Origin of the sequence: Candidatus Accumulibacter aalborgensis, from assembly GCF_900089955.1 — a bacterium.
In the GTDB taxonomy this organism is placed as follows: domain Bacteria; phylum Pseudomonadota; class Gammaproteobacteria; order Burkholderiales; family Rhodocyclaceae; genus Accumulibacter; species Accumulibacter aalborgensis.
In genome coordinates this window covers 1-18,763 of sequence record NZ_FLQX01000143.1, presented here as the reverse complement: position 1 = coordinate 18,763, position 18,763 = coordinate 1, and the positions used below count along the sequence as shown (strand labels likewise).

Below are 18,763 nucleotides of genomic sequence, written 5' to 3'. Positions count from 1 at the left end.
GTTTTCCTCAGGCAGTACGGACGGAAAGAAGAAACAAGGCAACGAGCCCCGCACCGTAGACCCCAACGAGCGAGAAACAGGCAGCAGCAAAGCGCACCAGATCCTTCCTCTCGCGGCGCTTCCGTGCCTCGTCCGCGAGCAGCGAGACGGTCCCCAGAAGCGGTAAGCCGCAAGCGTCGCGCAGCGAACGCGAATCGAAAAATACGGGGCGGATCTGACTGGCTGCAAAGGAGACAGCCACAGCGGCCGCCAGCGCCAGCAGCAGCGTCAACGGGAGCAGCAGGAAACGATTCGGAGCTACCGGCTTGGGCGACGCCCGTGGCGGATCGATCAGGCGGAAGTCTGCCGCGGCGGTGTTGTCCATCTCGCTCCCCATGCTCGCCGATTCACGCCGTTGAACGAGTTGTTCGTAGTTCTTCTTGTTGATGTCGTAGTCGCGATTGAGTTGCGCAAACTCCGCCTCGATCTGGGGTTTTTGCGTCGCCTCCGCTTTCAGCCGCTCGTAGCGAGCCTGATACTCGGCCACCCGGGCACGCAAGGCGGCGACATTTGCCTCGCCCTCGGACAGGGAGATCTTCAACTGCTGCTGAACCGGATTGACACTGACCGAAGTCGTTGGATTGCTGAGTGCTGCTTTGCGACGGGCAACGACCTCTTCTCGCTTCCTCTCTTCCAGTTCCTTGATCAGGCGACGCGTGCTGACGACATCGGGATGTCTGTCGGTAAAACGCTGCAACATGCCATCCAGGTTGCGCTGCAGCGCATCGAGGCGACTGTCGATTTCAGGAATCGACACCCCGACGGTGGACTCGCGGCCAACATCGGGCAGCAGCGACGGCTCCTCGCCGAGAAGCTCGCGCTTGAGCGCATCACGCGATTGCTCCGCCTCGCGCAATTCGAGCCGGCTCTGCTCGAGCTGAGTGCTGACTTGACTCATCTGAGCGAAATGATCCTTCCCCTCCGGACCCTGTGACGACAGATTGCGCAGTTTGAACTCCTTCAGGCGCGCCTCAGCCTCCTCGAGCTTCTTTTCGTAGGCCTTGATCTGTTCGTCGAGGAACTTCCGCGCGGCTTCCGTGTCCTTGCGCGCATCGCCGAGATTTGATTCGACAAAAATCGATACCAGCGACTGCACTACCCGTTTGGCACGCTCCGGCTCGGTGTCGCGATAGGTGATGGTGTAGATATTGTCACGCGTCGTGTTGTTGATCTTCAGAGTCGACATCACCGTCTCGGCCAGCGCGTCACGGTCCGCTTTGGACTCGATCTTGAGGTCAAGATCGGCCATCCGCATCAGCTTTTCGACATTCGGCCGGGTGATCAGGGTGCGGCTCAGCATCATCACCTGCTGATCGACGTTGGGCTGGGTGACCAGACCTGACATCAGTGGTCTGAGAATCGACTGGCTATCGACAAAAACACGCGCCGAAGCCTCGTATTTGTCGGGCATGATCAGGACAGCCGCGACACTGGCGACCCCGACGACCCAGGCGACGACGATCGCCAGCCAGCGACGCCTCCACATCCCGCGCAGGACCGTTGTCGCTTGTCGTAGCAGTTCATCCATCGGATTCAGACTCTATCAGGTTCGTTTTCAGAAGCACCGATCACGTCCCGCAGGACGATCGGCACGAAAGGCGCTACCTCAAACCGCGCAGCAGGGCGATCAGAACCAGCTCTGCGGGATGATCAGCACGTCGCCGGGTTTCATGTCGACGTTGGCCGAGATGTCTCCGCGTTTCATCAAGTCTTTCAGGCGGACGCGGTACTGCTGGTTGCCTTCGCCAGGACGCATGAGTGTTGCCGCATTGCCATCGGCAAAATCGGTCAGACCACCGACAGCAATCATCACGTCGAGCACTGTCAGGTTCTGTGAGTAGGGGAGCGCCTGCGGCTTCGACGCTTCGCCGACAACCCGGACCTGCTCACTGTGATTCCCCTTGAAAACGGTGACGATGATGGTCACGACGGGATCTCGAATGAAGGTTCCCAGCGCCTTCTCCATGTCCCGCCCAAGAGCCGTGGGAGTCTTGCCCATCGCCGGCATATCCTCGATCAGGGGTCCGGCAATCATGCCATCCGGACGCACCGGAACCGTCATCGACAGTTCCGGGTTACGCCAGACGATGATGTTCACCGTGTCGCCGGGTCCGATGATGTAGCGATAGTCTGGCGAGGCGGCGACCGTTGGCGCCGGCGGAAAGGAAGAAGCACACCCGAACATGAGCACCCCCAACGCCCCGAGCACAAACCAACGAAACGCGGCGCCGAATACCTCTTGCAGGCGTCTAAGCATCATCCTCTCCTCCCTGGTCAACAACTTGGAAACGTTTTACGGCAAATCCCGCAGGCAGCGCCCCGCGGGTATCGTGAAGCGCGCCACAGTATAGTGGAATTGTCCCTCGCGACGAAAGTGCAGTCCGATCCCAGCCTTGCGCCTTGCCATGCGGGAGGCTGCCTACGCCACGAACGGCCATGGGAGGAGAATAGCTGCTTCAGGGTGGCGAGCAGAAGAACTAACGCACACTTCGTGGGATTTGCGATTGACTTTCGCTGGCCGACACGCAGATACTGCCCCCGGCAGCGATGAGCCGACCGTCTCCAAGCTGAGACAAGCTGAGCCAAGAGCCTGTCGGCTTTTGCCCTTGCCGCCCGCGACAGGTGGCACCATGGCCCTCTCCCTTTCTGCTTTGATGGGCTAAGGAAAGGCGCGAACACACCGGCCTGCGTCTTGTCGAATTCAAAGGCAGCGAATCACACCACCACCGAGGACACCACCATGACATTCCAGTCGCGCTTCCACTCCAGCCTTTGTCTCGCGGCGTTCGTACTTGCCGCCGGTTGCAGCACCACCGAGGAAAAACCCGTCGTCCTGGCAGAGGCGCCGTCACCGCCGCCAATCGTTGCCCTTCCCTACGACCAGGCGGTGCGCAAGGCGGCGCAGGAGTTGCTGGCCAACGCCCACCTGGACAAGGATCAGAAATACAACATGGTGGTCGATCCGCTGGTGGACGGCAACAGCGGAATGCAGACAGAAGCCACGGCGGCGATGGAGCAGTCGGTCGTTCAGATGGTCAAGGAGAATTATCAGCAGGTCGACGTCAGACCGTTCAGCAGCGAGACCGTCTCCACCCTTCCCTTGCTGATGATTGGCACGTTCACGCCGATCAACCTGCAGGGCAAGGCGGACGGCGAACGCGACGCCTACCGCATCTGCTTCGCGCTCGCCGATCTGAAAACCGGCAAGATCATCAGCAAGGGACTCGCTCGCTCGCTCCCCGAGGGATTTGACCCGACGCCTCTGCCTTTCTTCCGGGAAATGCCGGTCTGGGCCAAGGATCCGGCGGTCGAGGGCTACGTAAAGACCTGCCAGGGAACGAAGGCTGGCGACCCGATCAATCCGGCCTACATTGACGCCGTGCTTGCCGCATCGACGATCAGCGAAGCAACCAAGGCGTATCAGGCGAAGAAATACAAGGACTCGCTCGCCCTCTACCAGTCGGTGCTGAAGAACCCTGCCGGCAACCAGGCGCGTGTCTATGCCGGGATCTACCTCGACAATCAGAGGCTGGGGCGTAAGCAACCCGCCATGCAGGCCTTCGGGCGACTGGTGGAAATGGGTCTGGCCAGTGACAGACTGGCCGTTCGCTTCGATTTCAAACCCGGAGCCACCGGCTTCACCCAGGATCAGCAGCCGCAGCCCTACGCGCTGTGGTTGTCGGAGATCGCCAAACAGTCGCTGCGTCAGACCTCGTGCCTGGAGGTTGCCGGACACACCAGGCGCGGCCCATCCGAGCAGATGGATGAACGGCTCTCCCTGCAACGCGCCGAGTTCGTCCGGCAAAAGATGGTCGCGGCCAATCCAGCGCTGGCCAAGCGCTCATCGGCGAAGGGGTATGGCTCACAGCGCGCAGTCGTGGGTACCGGCAAGGGTAATGAGTCGGACGCGCTTGACCAGCGTATCGAGTTCAAGAAGGTTTCCTGCTGATACCCAGATTGGCCGCCGTGCCCAGGATCGTCGACACGTCGCACGGCCGCGTCTGGGCGCTGATCTGCTCATTGCTCATTGGCTTGCTCACCGCTGGTGGCGTGGGTGCGAAGGAAGCCGAAACGGCGCCGGACCTGCGCGTTGAAACGGGTAGCCACGTAGCCCCGATTCGCGCCGCCAGCATGGACCGAGGCGGGCGCTACGTGGTCACCGCCTCGGAGGACAAGACCGCCCGGGTCTGGGATGTCGGCAGTGGGTCGCTGCTCTCGGTTTTCCGGCCACCATCGGGACCAGGCAACGACGGCAAGTTGTACGCCGTCGCGATCACTCCCGATGGCGCGTCTTTTGCGGCGGCCGGCTGGTCCGCCGGCAACGACCTTTATCTGGTCCGCCACAATGATGGCCAGATCATTCACCGCGTGACCGGACTGCCCGACGTGGTGACCCATCTGTCGTTCTCTCCCGACGGCAGGCTGCTCGTCGCCGGCCTGTGGGGCAAACACGGCGTTCGCGTCTTGCACAGCACCGATGGCTGGGCCAGCGCGCGCGAACTGCAGGGGGATGCGGAATACTCGAATGAAGTCAATGCGACCGCCTGGTCGCCGGACGGCAAGACAGTCGTGGTGAGCAGTGCCGACGGCCTGGTCCGCGCCTACGAAGCGACGGCGAAAGGACTCAAACTGCTGTCCAGAAGCGCGCTCGCCGGAAGCGGCGTCCCGTTCGGCCTCGCTTTTTCACCCGATGGACGGACGGTGGCTGCCGGCGCCTCCGATCAGGGAAGCGTCGCCCTTCTCGACGCAGCAACCTTGAAAGCGAGGAAAATTCTCTCTCCCGCCACAGGAACCGTGTCACGCAGCCTGAGTGTCGTCGCCTGGTCGACCGATGGCCAGCGGCTCTACGCCGCAGGAAGCTGGGCCAACGACAAAGGACAGTTTGCGATCCTGTCGTGGCCTGACGGCGGCCAAGGGGAGCCGGCCGTGATTCCGGTGGCGCGCAACACGATCACTGCACTGCAAGCCGCGAGTGACGGCAGCTTGCTGTACGCCGCAGCAGATCCCGCGTGGGGAGTACTGGCCGCCAATGGGCAAGCTCTGGTCACCGTTGGCAACAGCTTGCTGGACTTCCGCAACCTGCGCAGCCGCTTCCGCCTGGCAGCAGATGGCAGCGCCGTCGCCTTCCAGGAAGCACGGTCCGGCGGGGCTGGAGATGCCTTCGACACCCGCCAGCTCGCCTGGACGAAAGCCGGCAAGGACTGGCAGGCACCACGGACGACGGCTGCCAAGACGACAATCGACAATTGGTTCGAACGGCAACAGCCGTCGATCAACGGCAAAATAATCAGCCTCGACGCCAACGAGTGGTCACTGTCGGCCAGTGTCTCTCGCGACGGCAACCGTGTCGCCTTGGCGACCAACTTCAAGATTCGCCTGTATGACCGCAGCGGCCGTGAGTTGTGGCGTACCGCCGCACCCGCGACCCCCTGGCAGGTCAACACCAGTGACGATGGACGCTGGGTGGTCGTTGCCTTCAGTGACGGCACATTGCGCTGGTACCGGCAACAGGACGGTAGCGAACAGCTCGTTTTTTTTCCGCAGGCTGATGGCCGCCGCTGGGTGATGTGGACACCGGACGGCCATTTCGCCGCCAGCCCGGGCGGTGAGAACCTGGTCGGCTGGCAGGTCGATCGTGGGCCAGCCCAGGCGGCGGACTTTTACCCTGTCGCGCGTTTCCGTGCCGAGTATTACCGGCCCGAACTGATCACCGAAGTGATCGGCAAGGGCAGTACCGACGCTGCGCTGGCCGCCCTTCCCGCAGTCGCTGCCGCCCCGACCGGTGGCCAGGCGATTCGCGAGCGTTTGCCGCCGACGGTGCGCATCGTCTCGCCGGATGCGGCGGGCGCGACGAGCGACAGCGAAATAAAGCTGAAGGTTGCCGTGCGCGCACCAGCGGATGCGCCGGCGACCAAGCTCCTCGCGCGGGTCAACGGCCAGCCGGTTTCGCTGCCGGCGCTTTCGTCTCTGCGCAGCACGCGCTCGGAGAGCAGCAAGGAAGAAACGATCTACGAGGTACCGCTTCCCCTGCCCGGCCTTGATGTGCAGCTCCTGCTTTTCGCCGAAAACAAGCATGGCGTTTCGCCGGAGGCGAGCCTGGCGGTCAAGAGACCACCGGCCGCCGCAGCCAAGGAGGCGCCCGCGGGAGTAGACCTGCGCCCAGCGCTTTACGTCCTCACCATCGGGATCAGCAAATACCAGGATGCTTCGATCCAGCTCGAATTCGCCGCCAAGGACTCGACCGATCTGGCGAATTTCTTCAAGGCACTGGGAGGCGGCGGCCTGTACCGCAAAGTTTCGGTTCGCCTGCTCACCGACAGCGGTGCCAAGCGCGATGACGTCCTTGACGGGCTGGAATGGATACGCCGGGAGCTGACCGCCAGAGACGTGGCCATGGTCTTCATTGCCGGACATGGGGTCAATGATTCTGACGGCACCTATTACTTCCTGCCCCAGGACGTCAATATCAAGGCCTTGAAACGCACCGCCGTCATCTTTACCGAGATTCGCAATACGCTCGTTTCATTGCCCGGCAAGGCGATGTTTTTCATCGATACCTGCCACGCGGGCAACGTGCTGGGAACTGGCACACGCTCGCTACGCCTCGACACGACGGCCGTGGTCAATGAACTGTCGAGTGCCGACAACGGGGTCATCGTCTTCGCCGCGGCAACCGGGCGTCAATATGCCCAGGAGTCCTCCGACTGGGGCAATGGCGCGTTCACCAAGGCCATTCTCGAAGGCTTGCGCGGCAAGGCCGACTACAACAAGTCCGGCCGCGTCACGCACAAGATGCTCGACCTCTACGTCTCGGAGCGTGTCAAGGCGCTGACCGAAGGAGCCCAATCGCCGGTCACCATCGTTCCCAGCGGCGTACCGGACTTCCCGCTGGTTCTCGATCAGCGCTAGGGCAGCGAAGCACGCCGGTCGAGATTTGGCATGGCTTGCTTGCCTGGCCCTCGCCACGAAATCGCGGCTTGACTGCGCTAGCCCTGGCCAGAGATACTCTGCCCGCGGTCCTTGCCATGCGTCGATGCGTCTATGTGTGGTTTCGTTCGTATAATCCCCCGACTCCGGTCCTGCGAAGTGCGATGAGGTGTCAACGTGGCCAACGTGTCTGCCATCCTGGGAGGTGAAATGAAGGGTATTTTGAGTTTTCTGGCGAGAGCAAAGCTGGTCGAACTCTCGGCAGACGAGCGACTGACGGCTGCCGATGATGAACAGCCCGCAGCCGACTCGCGCGCCGAGCTGGATTCCCCTGTTTCCCACCTTCAGACGGGAAGCGTCGACCTTCTCGCCGAGCCGCCGCAGCCTGCCGCCAGCGCCCAGACAGAACCTGTCCCTGGCGAGCTGGAGGGCATGCCCTTGGCCGACATCTTCGCGGCCGCCGCTGTGCCCACGTCGCCGTATCCGGCCGAGAAGCTCCTGCGCCTGCTCGACAACCTGCGCGCGATGGACGCGGGGACCCGCAAGGCGGCCGTTCTGGCAATGGACGAGGCCGATGATAATTGGCAGATCGGTGATTGCGTACGCGACGCCGAGTTCAAGATTTCAGCGCTCGATGCCTACAAGCGACAAATCAGCACACAGTTGCAGAACCGCGAGCAACAGTCAGCCGAACTGGTCAGCCAGATCAGGCTGGGGCTTGACCAGTCGACCGCGGCGATTCGCCAACAGATCGCCGAGCTCGAACAGTTGCTGGAACGAGCAGTGACCAGGGCGGCACAGGAAACGACGAGCGTCGAAGCCGGCTTGCGCGCGGCTCGCGAGTCGGCGGCGCGCGAAGCCCGCCGCCTGGACACCGAGATCGAGCGTCTGCGCGAAATCCCGAACAATTTCACGGCGCCTGGCGCGCCACTGCACTGAGCAAGGAGAAAACGCATGGCTCAACTCACGCCGCTGGCCAAGGGATTGATTTCCGTCATCGTTCTCGGCGTCGCCGGTTCGCTCGCCTGGAATTTCGGGCTCAAGGATCGCTTTGGCGGAGGCGGCGAGCCGGCGGCATCCCGGCCTGCAGCCGCGAATTCTGGCGCCCCCACCGAGACAATGGCCAAGGCCAAGCCTGGCGCGGTGGCCAAGGCTGCGCAGGCCGACGACAAGAATGCACCTCTGGGCAGTCCGACCAACCCCTTGCGGGTCAGCCTGGTCAGCTTCCACGGCTACGCTCCGGCGCTGGTCGCCAACGGCAACGCACTGAACACGCAGCCGGGGTCGATTTACCACCAGAAGGGTGTCAGTGTCCGCTTCGTGATCCAGGACGACATCCCGACGCTGGCCACGATTTTCGAGTCTGGCGCGGCGCAGTGCGCGTGGCGTACGTCGGATTTCTGGGCGCAGGAGCAGCCGAACCTGCGCAATGCCGGCCTCGACGGCCGCGCGGTGATGATCGTCGATAACACCCAGGGTGGCGACGCCGTGATCGCCAGCGACCCGGCGGTCAAGTCGATCGAAGACCTGGCCGGGCGTTCGGTAGCCCTGCTTCAGTTCACGCCCTCGCACGGCATGCTCATCGATGCTCTGGACAATTCATCGCTGACGGCGCGCAAAAAGGAAAGCGTCAAGACCGTTTTCATCAATGCCGATGAAGGCACCGCTGGCGTCCGCGCCGCACTCGAATCCGGCAACGTCGATGCGGCGGTGCTCTGGGACCCGGACCTGGCACTGGCCCTGCGCAACGTCAAGGGCGCACACGTCGTCTATTCAACGAAGACAGCGACCAACCTGATTTTCGACGTCATGGTCTGTGACTCTCGCCTGCTGGCCAAGCCCGAAGGGCAGGCGGTGGTCCAGAAATTCGTCGAAGGCTGGATGGAAGGTGTTCCGGCAGCGCGCGCCAATCCGGACAACGCAGTGGAAGCACTGGTGAAGACCGAAGAATTCTTCAAACTGCTCGCCGACAAGGAAGGCAGGCCATTCGTCAAGAGCCTCTTCCCGAACGTGGTGTGGACCGGCGTTGAAGAAAATGCCCGCATTCTCGGCCTGGCCGGCGGCACGAACCACTACGAGCGCGTCTACAAGCACTTTGACGAGATCTACCGCAAGGCCGGCGCACTCGCCAATCCCAAGTCGCCGGTCATCACGCCGCAGGACAGCTTCGACTATCGTTTCATCAAGGCGATGCTGGCTCGCGACAAGCCCGCCGCGGCGGCCGCCGCGCAGCCGCAGAACACCTTCACGCAGTCCTCGCTCAAGGAAGCCACCAGGCAGGAAGCGATGGTGACCAAGCCGGTGACGGTCAGTTTTGCGTCCGGCAGCGCTGAATTGACCAAACGTTCCGAGAAGACAGTTGATAGCGAGATGGTTCCGTTCATCGAGAACAACGGCAAAGCCTACTTCGAAGTGAGCGGCAATTCAGACTCGACGGGCGCGCGGGAGGTCAATCAGCGTCTTTCGGCAGCGCGCGCGAAGGCGGTGGTCGATTACCTGGTCAAGCAATGGGAGTTCCCGCGCGAGCGCTTCAAGATCGTCGGCAACGGCCCCGACCGTCCGCTGTGCAACGAGGCCAATGCGGCCAGCGAAGGCTTGTCACTCGAAGACTGCCGGGCCATGAACCGAACCACCCGGGTGGCCGTTTACGGCGGCCGCTAGCGGGGGAGTCGACTGGCCAATGACCGAATTCTGGAACCCCTACGTGGCACCCGGCGCCCGCCAGCGCCGGCTCCTCGGCGTCGGTGCGGTACTCGCACTGCTCCTGCTGTGGAGTGCCGTCGCGGGCTCCGGGCTGGTCAGTCCGACGAAGCTGCCGGCGCCGTGGCACGTCATTTCGGCGTTTGGCTACCTGGCCTGGAACGACGGCCAGAGCATGCTGCTGACAGCGACCTTGTGGTCGGTTGGACGGCTGCTCGTGGCCGGCCTGCTGGTGATCGTGGTCGGCATTCCGATCGGCATCGTGATGGGTGCTGCACCCCAGGTCAATGCCGCGCTTTCGCCACTCGTCGATCCCTTCCGCTCGGCGCCGGTGGTCGCTCTGTTGCCGATTCTGGTGATGTGGATGGGCATTGGCGAAGCGATGAAGATCGCCTTCCTGTTCATTGGCGCAGTCGTCTACCTGATTCCGATGGTCCGCGACGCGATTCAGGCCGTCCCGCAGAGCTACTGGATCGGCGCCCGCGACCTCGGCGCCACGCCTTGGGAATGCATTCGCAGCGCGGTGGTGCCGATGGCCATGCCGCGCATCGCGGACGCCGTCATCGTCGCCTTCTCGGTCATGTGGACCTACATCACGGTCGCCGAATACGTCAATGCGCGCGAAGGGCTTGGCCAGTTGATCCAGAACGCACGTCGCTTCAGCGCCTGGGATCAGGTCTTTGCCGGCATCATGGTCATCATTGCGCTGGCGCTGGCGACCTATCAGTCGATGCTCTGGCTCAAACGCCGCCTCTATCCGTGGGAGACCGAGCAGTGAGCGCGGCGCCCCCCGTAGCGCCGCCGGCACGAACGCCGCCGGTATCCGTCGTCCTCAAGGACATCGTCCAGGAATACCCGGCGGACTCCGGTGGGGTCACCCGCGTCATCGACCGCGTCGCCTTGACCTTTGACAAGCCGGGAATCAACATGCTGCTGGGGCCCTCGGGCTGCGGCAAGAGCACGATGCTGCACATGCTCGGCGGTGTGCGGCCGATGGGCGTCACGACGCCGACCTCCGGCAGCGTGCTGATCGACGGCGTCGAGTGCCACGGCGCACACGATGATGCCGTGATGGTCTTCCAGCGCTATGCCAATCGGCCCGACCTTTCGGTTTTCGACAATGTCGCATTCCCTTTCCGGCTCAAGCTGTGGAAATCACGCGTGCCGGCAGGCGAGTGGCGGCAACGCGTCGCCGACATGCTCAAGGCGGTCGGCCTGGCGGACAAGGCCGGTCTGCGTCCGGCGCAGCTTTCCGGTGGGCAGAATCAGCGCGTCGCGCTGGCCCGGGCGCTGGTCCTGCGGCCGAAGATACTGCTGATGGATGAACCCTTCGGTGCACTGGATGCGCAGACGCGCGAAGAAATGCAGCGCTTGCTGATCGACCTGTACCAGTCCTGGCCATGTCTGGTCGTTTTCGTGACCCACGACGTCACCGAAGCGCTGATGCTTGGCGATCGGGTGATCGTGCTATCGACGCAACCGGCGCGCGTCGCCGACGACTTCACGGTCAGCGAAACACGCCCCCGCTCGGCGGCGTGGCAGCGCTCGCCCGAGGCGCAGGCGCTGGAAGAACGCATTCTCAACCAGCTCCACGCCAGTCCCGGCAAGGGCCAGGTCAGGGTCACGCTTTAGCCATGCCCGAAGGAAAGCCGCCCTACGTCAAGGAAGTCCTGACCAGTCAGGCGAATCTTTATGCCTTTCTCGGCTCCCTGGCTGCGGCTGCGCTGCTGTCCATTCCCTTTGGCTTCGGCGTCGGCGCCGTGCCCTTGATCGCCTTCGCCGCCGGCGAGGTGCTCGCCGCCCTGCATATCCCGTCACTACCGACGTTTCGCGAGAAGGTCGACCGCCTCTGGCGAGCCAAGGCACGCCAGGCATCACGCGAGCAACTCATCGCGGAACTCCAGAAGCGTGCAGCCAAGCGCGAAGGGTTTTCAATGCGGCTGCGCACCTATCAACGGATGCTGGAACGTGTCGGCGCGCTCTACCAGCGCGCGGAAACGGGTCTTTCGCGCCTGGCCCACCGGGACGTCGAACAACTCGACGACGCGACGGTGGAGTATCTTGGCCTCTGGCTGTCAGCTCTGGTGATCGATGACCGGGTGGACTCGATCAACCTGCGGGAAGTCGATGCCAAGCTGGCCGGGATTGTCAAAGAACTCGCTGCGCCACGCCCGGGAACCGATATCCGGCAGCTCCAGAAAGCGCGCACCGACTACGCCGCGCTGATCGAGCGCCATAACCGGATGCAGAGCCGCCGCCGCGCGCTCGAGGCGGCGATGCTCTCGATGCCCGACCAGCTTGACGAAATCTACCAGACGATCATGACCTTGCCGGCCTCGGAAGACGTGGGCAACCGGCTTGAAGAAGCCGTCGGCAAGCTGCGCCTGCAGGAAGACATCGAGGCTGATCTGGCCAGCGGTCTGGCCGATGTCCTGCCCGGCGTAGCCATGCCGTCGACCACCAGCGGTGCCCGGCGCCTGGTAGCGGTCGCCGGCGCCGGCAAGGGCTGATCGCGATTTTTTGCAACGACTGATGACGACAGGCGATCAATGATCGACGTCGGAAGGTCACTCATGTTTGGCCGGAGCACCGGCTTACGAAAGGAACAAGGCGATGGCTGACATCAATTTTCTGGGGCGTCTTTCCAACCTCTGGTCGGGCTTCGTCTCGCTGTGGATCACTGACGTCGAAAAACGACATCCCGAAATCGCCTACCAGAACGCGATCGACTCGATGATCGAAAAATACGGCAAGCTGAAGAGCGCAACGGCGGCGATCATGCGCCGGCGCGAAGACATTTCGGCACGCCTCGAAAGCCAGCGCGGAGAACTCGCAGCGGTCACCGCCGACCTCAACACGGCGCTGGCAACCGGCCAGGACGACCTCGGGATCGTCCTGATCCAGAAGAAGAACTCGCTCGATGCGAGCATCAAGACACTGGAGCAGGACATGGAGCAGGCACGGGACGACGCACAGGAAGCGAAGGACTCACTGATGCAGGTCAAGTCCGAGATCCAGAAGCTCAAGGACGAGAAGGATCGCATGCTGGCCCAGATGCTCAGCGCGCAAGCACGCCTCAAGATCCAGAATCAGCTCGATGGCTTGTCGGTCGATGCCGAGGTCCGGGCGCTCGATAACGTCCGCGAACACATCAAGACGACGGTCGCGGAAGCCAAAATGGGCTCCGAGCTGCGCGACTCGGACCTCGATGTCAAGCTCGCCAAACTGCGACAGAGCAGCGGCGCGGTGACCGCACGCCAGCAGCTTGACGAAATGAAGCGCGCCAGAGCCACGCAGGCGGATGCCGCCGGCAAGTCGATGTAGGCGCGGCGCAATCCCATGACCAGCACCGGAACTATGGCAAACGATGCGCGCACCCGTCCGTCGCTACCCGCCTGGGCGGAAACCGTGCGCCAGAAGTATCTGGCCGGCGAAGCGTCGGTCTTCGTCCTCTACCGCAACGTTTTCGATCGCTACCAGGTCGGCGACCGCTACTACACGCTCTTGCCTTTCCTGAGCGATGTGCTGCTCAAGGACCACAAGCAGCGGATCTTCGAGCTGAGCGTCGATCGCGGCGTCCGCGTCGTACAGGGGAGCAGCCCGCAGGGCAAGGCCGATCTGTATCGTCACCTGGAAGGCAAGGGACTGGCCGGAATCTTCGAGTCGCTCGAACGGCAGATGCTCGAGCAGCGATCGAGCGCCCTCCTGATTCCCTACGCGGGGACCATTTTTCCGGCCGCCGAGCCGCATTTCCTCTCGCTGGACGAACGCGGCGCCTTCACCGCGCTCCACCGCTGGTCGCTTGACGAGGAGTTTGCCAATCGCGACAACGTCGTCATCCTGGTCAGCGAGTCACTGGCCGACATCTGCCCGGCTCTGTTGACGCATCCGCGCATCGTGGCTGTCGAACTGCCGATGCCGGACAGCGAAGCGCGCCGCTCGGCGATCCGCCATTACGCGCCCGCCATGCCGGTCAGCGAGGCCGATCTGCTGGCCGCCCAGACCGCCGGGCTGCGCCTGATCCAGTTGGCCAGCATCGTCGCCAGCGAGTCCCCGCAGGGCCTCAACGAGACACAACGGCGAAGCCTGATCGCCGAATTGCTGCAGGGCAGCCCGAATGCGGCCGAGCGGGCACAAAGGCTGGCCGCGATTACCGCCGGCATGACGCCGAACGAGATTCAGCAACTCGTCGACCCGACGCGCGCGCTTCCCGAAGCCGACGATCCGGCCGGCGAAATGATGGCCGTCGTCCGCCAGCGCAAGCGCGAGTTGATCGAGAAGGAATGCGCCGGTTTGATCGAGTTCATCGAGCCGCGCCATGGGCTCGACAGCGTCGGCGGCAACGAGCACATCAAGCGCGAACTGCTCGAAATTGCCCAGCTCATCCGCAGTGATGACCGCGGGCGGGCACCGATGGGCCTCCTGGCCGTCGGGCCGATGGGCGCCGGCAAGACCTTCGTCATCAAGGCTTTCCTCAAGGAGGCGGGCCTGTCCGGCGTCGCGCTGAAGAACTTTCGCTCCAAGTGGGTCGGCTCGACCGAGGCCAACCTCGAACGTGTGCTGGCAACGATCAAGGCCATGGGGCCGATTGCGCTGGTCATCGACGAGGGCGACCGCAGTTTCGGCGGCAGTGATTCCGACGGCGGCACCGGGTCGCGGGTCGTCGCGCGCCTCAAGGAGTTCATGTCCGACCCCGAGAACCGCGGCCAGGTGCTGTTCATCGTGATGACCAACCGGCCCGACAGGCTGGATACCGACATCAAGCGCCCAGGACGTCTCGACCGAAAAATTCCGTTCTTCTACGCCGAAACGGCTGCTGAACGCGCCGCCGTCGTAGACGCCATCTTCATGCGCTACGAAGTGGCGCTCGATCTCGCTGACCAGGCGCTGGAGAAAGCCTGTGAAGCGCTGACCGGCTATTCCAACGCCGACCTCGAAGCCGTGGCGCTACTCGCCGCCGAATTTGCGCAACGCGAGCGGACAGCGGTGACTGCCGCCGTGCTGGCGCGGGCGATTGACGATTTCATGCCGCCACAGGAGATCACGATGGTCCGCTATATGGAGATGCTCGCTGTTTCGGAGACCTCGCGACGCTCACTGCTGCCGCAACGCTTCCGATCGCTATCGGCCCAGGAAGTCCAGACCCGACTCGCCGAGTGCCGGCGCCAGATCAACCTTTGAAGGAGCTGCCATGTTCTCCCAATTCACCGACGTCTCTCTCGATGCCGACCAGACGGTCGCCGCCACGCAACTGTTGCTGCGCATCGCGCATGTCGATGGTGCCGGAAGCGCCGAAGAAGTCGCCCTTATCCGTCAATTCTACGAAGCTTGCCGCAACGGTGCCGGTGACTGGCCAGACTTCGACTCGCTGCAGACCGAAACGCAGAACGTCGCTCCCGCCGGTGCCTTCCGGCAACCATCGCAACGCGACCTGGTAGTCGCCACCTGCCTGATGGTCGCCTATGCCGACGGCGAACTGGTTGCCGAAGAGTTGGCCGCGGTCCGGGCCGTCGCCGCAGAGATCGGGATGACAGCGACGCGAACTGACGAGTTGCTGGCCCAGGTCAAGGACTACATGCTGGCGCAACTCGCCAGACTTCCGGACGCTCGCTCGGTCGCGGTGGTGGCGCGCGAGTTGGGCTGAAGGGGGCAAAAAGCCATCGCTGCCGTGGACATGACGGCGGGGGCCGAAGCCCCCGCCGATAGCCATTCTGTTTATTGGACGGCTACGTCCTCAGCAGGCCTAAGCGGCCAGTGCGAAACGCTCATCGTTGGCGTTTACAGATTTGCGCGGATTACGTCCGTCGCCTCTCGAGCCGCCTGCGCGCCTTCTGTCACCCTGTCGAAACCAGTACACCCCCTCAGTGGTGGAGGTGGCGGGAATCGAACCCGCGTCCAGAACGCTTCCGGTTTGCCGGAATTACGACTATGAAAACGATTATGGGCCACTTGGCTGCGGAACTCAAGCATAGAGTGGCCCATCAGGCTAGAATGGTCACCCATGAAAACTGACTCACTCGTCCAAAGGGCGATCTTCCCTGTCGCCGGACTGGGGACACGCTTCCTGCCGGCCACCAAGGCCAGCCCCAAGGAAATGCTCGCCGTAGTAGACAAACCGCTGATTCAGTACGCGGTTGAAGAGGCGTATGCCGCCGGAATTCGGCAAATGATCTTCGTCACGGGGCGCACCAAGAGATCGATCGAAGACCACTTCGATACCGCCTGCGAACTGGAAGCTGAACTGACCAGCGGGGGCAAGGATGAGTTGATGGCGCTGGTCCGGGCGATCAAGCCGGATGACATGGATTGCGTGTATGTCCGCCAGGCGCGGGCGCTCGGACTGGGCCATGCGGTGCTGTGTGCCGAACGACTGGTGCACGGCGAGGCATTTGCCGTCCTGCTGGCCGACGATCTGATGATCGGCGAGCCGCCGATCATGCAACAGATGACCGAACTGTTCGCCGAGCGTCAGTGCAGCATTCTGGCCGTTCAGGAGGTGCCGCTGAGCCAGACCGGGCGCTACGGGATCGTCAAGGGCGAGGCCATCGCCCCCGATCTGGTGGACGTCAAGGGCCTGATCGAAAAGCCCCATCCCAGCGCCGCCCCCTCGAACCTGGCCGTGGCCGGCCGCTACATCCTGACGCCGGGTGTTTTCGACCTGATTCGCATTCAACAGCGCGGCGCGGGTGGTGAAATCCAGCTCACCGATGGCATCGCCGCTCTGCTGGCGGTCGAGCAGGTGCTGGCGTATCGCTACCACGGCACCCGCTACGACTGTGGCAGCAAGCTGGGCCTGATGCAGGCCAGTGTGGTCCTCGGTGAAACACACCCGGAACTTGGTCGCGAGTTCTCCGCCTGGCTGAAGGACCGCCATACCACCGCGCGAGAGTCGACTGACTGAAACAGAGCGTTTGCGCGAAATGCAAAGCCGTCACGCTGGTCGGCAAATGTGACCACAGGCTTGCGCGCATGCAGCTTCAATTCGACACAGACTCGGCGTTGGAGTCGTTAGACGTTAGACGCCTGGGCTTCTGTCTCCGTATCACCGACCAGCGAAGCAGATTACAGATTTGTAATTTTTCAGTCAGCTTTCTGTAGGTCAGCATCCGGCAACATCGCTCCCATCAGTGATTGACGATGGGCGCTTCCGATGCATGGTTATCCGCTTGAGGTGAAGGCAGGGCTGGCGGTCACCCTCCTGACCTTGCTGCTTGCTGCGGCAACTCCCGCGCAGGCGGAAACCTTGCGTGAGGTGTTCGAGAGAGCGTGGGCGAATTCCCCACAGGGGCGAACGGCTGAGGCGAAACGGGACGAAGTCGCCGCCAGCCGAACGGTGGCCGAATCCTGGGTTCCTGCCGCTCCGAAGATCGACGCTTTTCACCGGACAGACCGCTGGAACAGTGATCTGGGTAACCAGGAGAGCGAAATCGGCATTTCCATTCCGCTCTGGCTGCCTGGACAAAAGGCTGCGCGCAGGAGCCTTGCCGAGGCCGACGGCGAAGAGAACGAAGGCGATATCCTGGCGACACGGCTCGCTGTCGCCGGTGAACTGCGCAGAGCGCTGTGGACGCTGGTCATGGCCAGGAGTGAAGCCGAGATTGCCGCAGAGCGCCTGAAAACCGCGTTGGGACTCGAAGCGGATGTCGGCAGGCGGCTCAAAGTGGGGGAAATTGCCCGCTCCGACCTGCTGCTCGCCCAGCAGGAAACCGCCAGCGCGCGCGCAGCCGCTGCCGACGCCCAACTCGGAGCAGTCCGCAGCCTGCAACGCTACCGTGTGCTGACCGGTACTGACCGCCTGCCGGATAATCCGCTGGAGCCGCTTGCCGGGGCAGACAATCGGCCTGTCGATCCCCGCATCGCCGCCGGCCAGGCGGTTATCGAGCGCGCCCGCGCGGCCCTCAAAGTGGCTCAGGAATCGCGCCGCGAGGCACCGAGTGTCGGTCTGCTGTATCGCCGCGATCGCGACGTATCCGGTGCCACGCCGCGCGACAGCATTGGTTTTGCCATCAGCATCCCGCTGGCCGTCGAGGTGCGCAATGCGCCCCTGATGGCCAGTGCCAACACGACGCTGATCGAGGCCGAAGCCCGCTATCGACGGCTGGTCGCCGAAGTTGATGCCGAGCTGCGCGAAGCCGAGGCGCAGCTCGAGTCGGCCGCTCTCGGTGCGGCGCTGGCGGTCGAGCGCGAACAAGCGGCGGTGGAGCGCCTGGCGCTGATGCGCCGCTCGTTCGAGCTTGGCGAAACCTCGCTCGTCGAGCTGCTGCGCGCCCAGTCGCAGACCACCGAGGCGCGCATCGAGCTGGTCCGCAGCCGTTTCCGACTCTCCGCCGCGCAGGCCAATCTGAACCAGGCTCGAGGAATCACTCCGTGACCCGACCATCCTTCATCCCGACCGGGGCCGCTCCTTGCTTTGCGGCCATTCTGCTGGCGCTGTTTTCCCTGTTTGCGCCGGTCATCGCTCATGAAGGCCATGACCACGCAGCCAGCGAGAGGCCTGCCGATGTCCGCTTGGCGCCACGCTTCGAGGTGCGCAGCGAGGACCTGGAAATCGTCGGGGTGCTCGCCGACAGAGATCTGCTCATCTATGTCGACCGCGCCAGCGACAACGTGCCCATCCAGGGCGCGCAGATCGAAGTCGAGGGGCCAGGGATCAAGGGCGTTGCCGCTGCGATGGCCGACGGGGTCTATCAATTGCCCGCAGCCGCCCTCACCCAGCCCGGCAAATACCCGCTGATGCTGACCATTCAGGCAGGCGAAATCGTCGATCTGCTCGCCGCCACTCTGGAGGTGGGAGAAGGAGCGGCGGCAGCGCCCGCCGAGAAAGATACCGAACGCTCCTGGTGGCTCTTCGCAGCGATTTCGCTGCTCCTGGTCTGCGGCGGACTGGTCGCGCGTCGCCTGCGCCGCCAAGCGAACGGTCATGGCAATTCCAGTCACCCCAGATGATGAAAACCATGACCGTCCCCTCACCCCCGACCCCTCTCCCGCGAGCGGGCGAGGGGAGGTTCGTGAGTCGCTGACGCGACTTTCACATGAAAGAAAGGGCCATCCACCATGTCTGATTCGCGCAACATCAGCCGTGACACGCTTGTCCTGT

At 63.3% G+C, this 18,763-nt stretch carries 15 protein-coding genes and 1 other RNA gene; 13 read left to right on the top strand and 3 right to left on the bottom strand.

Annotation, left to right across the window (positions count from 1 at the left end; translation table 11 throughout):
* Positions 1 to 7: 7 nt before the first annotated feature.
* Together ACCAA_RS17125 and ACCAA_RS17120 are read right to left on the bottom strand one after the other, a co-directional pair.
* A complete protein-coding gene (locus ACCAA_RS17125) occupies positions 8 to 1,567 on the bottom strand; it encodes an XrtA system polysaccharide chain length determinant (protein WP_186408465.1) in 1,560 nt (519 codons plus the stop codon).
* A gap of 99 nt (positions 1,568 to 1,666) precedes the next feature.
* Positions 1,667 to 2,296: an XrtA/PEP-CTERM system exopolysaccharide export protein gene (locus ACCAA_RS17120; RefSeq protein WP_186408494.1), complete on the bottom strand. Its 630-nt coding sequence runs from the start codon at positions 2,294 to 2,296 to the stop codon at positions 1,667 to 1,669.
* Positions 2,297 to 2,779: 483 nt separating this feature from the next.
* Between ACCAA_RS17120 and ACCAA_RS17115 the strand changes: the two genes are divergently transcribed.
* The 10 genes from ACCAA_RS17115 (at position 2,780) to ACCAA_RS17070 (ending at position 15,310) form a co-directional block, all read left to right on the top strand.
* Positions 2,780 to 3,988: an OmpA family protein gene (locus ACCAA_RS17115; RefSeq protein ID WP_186408464.1), complete on the top strand. Its 1,209-nt coding sequence runs from the start codon at positions 2,780 to 2,782 to the stop codon at positions 3,986 to 3,988.
* Positions 3,989 to 4,005: 17 nt separating this feature from the next.
* Positions 4,006 to 6,948, top strand: a complete 2,943-nt coding sequence (locus tag ACCAA_RS17110; protein WP_245754643.1) for a caspase family protein — start codon at positions 4,006 to 4,008, stop codon at positions 6,946 to 6,948.
* Positions 6,949 to 7,176: 228 nt separating this feature from the next.
* The gene (locus ACCAA_RS17105; protein ID WP_186408462.1) at positions 7,177 to 7,905 is read left to right on the top strand and encodes a methyl-accepting chemotaxis protein; all 729 of its coding nucleotides are present in this window, start codon (positions 7,177 to 7,179) and stop codon (positions 7,903 to 7,905) included.
* Between the two features lie 15 nt (positions 7,906 to 7,920).
* Positions 7,921 to 9,627: a phosphate ABC transporter substrate-binding/OmpA family protein gene (locus ACCAA_RS17100; RefSeq protein WP_186408461.1), complete on the top strand. Its 1,707-nt coding sequence runs from the start codon at positions 7,921 to 7,923 to the stop codon at positions 9,625 to 9,627.
* A gap of 19 nt (positions 9,628 to 9,646) precedes the next feature.
* The gene (locus ACCAA_RS17095) at positions 9,647 to 10,444 is read left to right on the top strand and encodes an ABC transporter permease (protein WP_186408460.1); all 798 of its coding nucleotides are present in this window, start codon (positions 9,647 to 9,649) and stop codon (positions 10,442 to 10,444) included.
* Entirely contained in the window at positions 10,441 to 11,298 is an 858-nt protein-coding gene (locus ACCAA_RS17090; RefSeq protein ID WP_245754639.1) for an ABC transporter ATP-binding protein, read from the top strand. Before ACCAA_RS17095 ends, ACCAA_RS17090 begins: the two co-directional genes overlap by 4 nt.
* 2 nt (positions 11,299 to 11,300) lie before the next feature.
* The gene (locus ACCAA_RS17085; RefSeq protein ID WP_186408458.1) at positions 11,301 to 12,176 is read left to right on the top strand and encodes a hypothetical protein; all 876 of its coding nucleotides are present in this window, start codon (positions 11,301 to 11,303) and stop codon (positions 12,174 to 12,176) included.
* Between the two features lie 103 nt (positions 12,177 to 12,279).
* Positions 12,280 to 12,990 carry a PspA/IM30 family protein gene (locus tag ACCAA_RS17080; RefSeq protein WP_186408457.1) on the top strand — a complete coding sequence of 237 codons (711 nt, stop codon included), beginning with the start codon at positions 12,280 to 12,282 and terminating at the stop codon, positions 12,988 to 12,990.
* 15 nt (positions 12,991 to 13,005) lie between these two features.
* Entirely contained in the window at positions 13,006 to 14,847 is a 1,842-nt protein-coding gene (locus ACCAA_RS17075; protein ID WP_186408456.1) for an ATP-binding protein, read from the top strand.
* A 10-nt stretch (positions 14,848 to 14,857) separates the two neighbouring features.
* Positions 14,858 to 15,310, top strand: coding sequence for a TerB family tellurite resistance protein (locus ACCAA_RS17070; RefSeq protein WP_186408455.1), 453 nt, complete (start codon positions 14,858 to 14,860; stop codon positions 15,308 to 15,310).
* 31 nt (positions 15,311 to 15,341) lie between these two features.
* Here ACCAA_RS17070 and ssrA read toward each other — a convergent pair.
* Positions 15,342 to 15,645, bottom strand: a transfer-messenger RNA (tmRNA) gene (gene ssrA / locus ACCAA_RS17065).
* Positions 15,646 to 15,667: 22 nt separating this feature from the next.
* On the opposite strand from ssrA, the gene galU reads away from it, so the two are divergent.
* From galU to ACCAA_RS17050, 3 genes are all read left to right on the top strand, one after another.
* Positions 15,668 to 16,567 carry a UTP--glucose-1-phosphate uridylyltransferase GalU gene (gene galU / locus ACCAA_RS17060; protein ID WP_186408454.1) on the top strand — a complete coding sequence of 300 codons (900 nt, stop codon included), beginning with the start codon at positions 15,668 to 15,670 and terminating at the stop codon, positions 16,565 to 16,567.
* Positions 16,568 to 16,816: 249 nt separating this feature from the next.
* Complete coding sequence (locus ACCAA_RS17055; RefSeq protein WP_186408453.1) at positions 16,817 to 18,037, top strand: TolC family protein; 1,221 nt, start codon at positions 16,817 to 16,819, stop codon at positions 18,035 to 18,037.
* Entirely contained in the window at positions 18,034 to 18,612 is a 579-nt protein-coding gene (locus ACCAA_RS17050; RefSeq protein ID WP_186408452.1) for a hypothetical protein, read from the top strand. The genes ACCAA_RS17055 and ACCAA_RS17050 overlap by 4 nt, the downstream gene beginning before the upstream one ends.
* Positions 18,613 to 18,763: the final 151 nt, after the last annotated feature.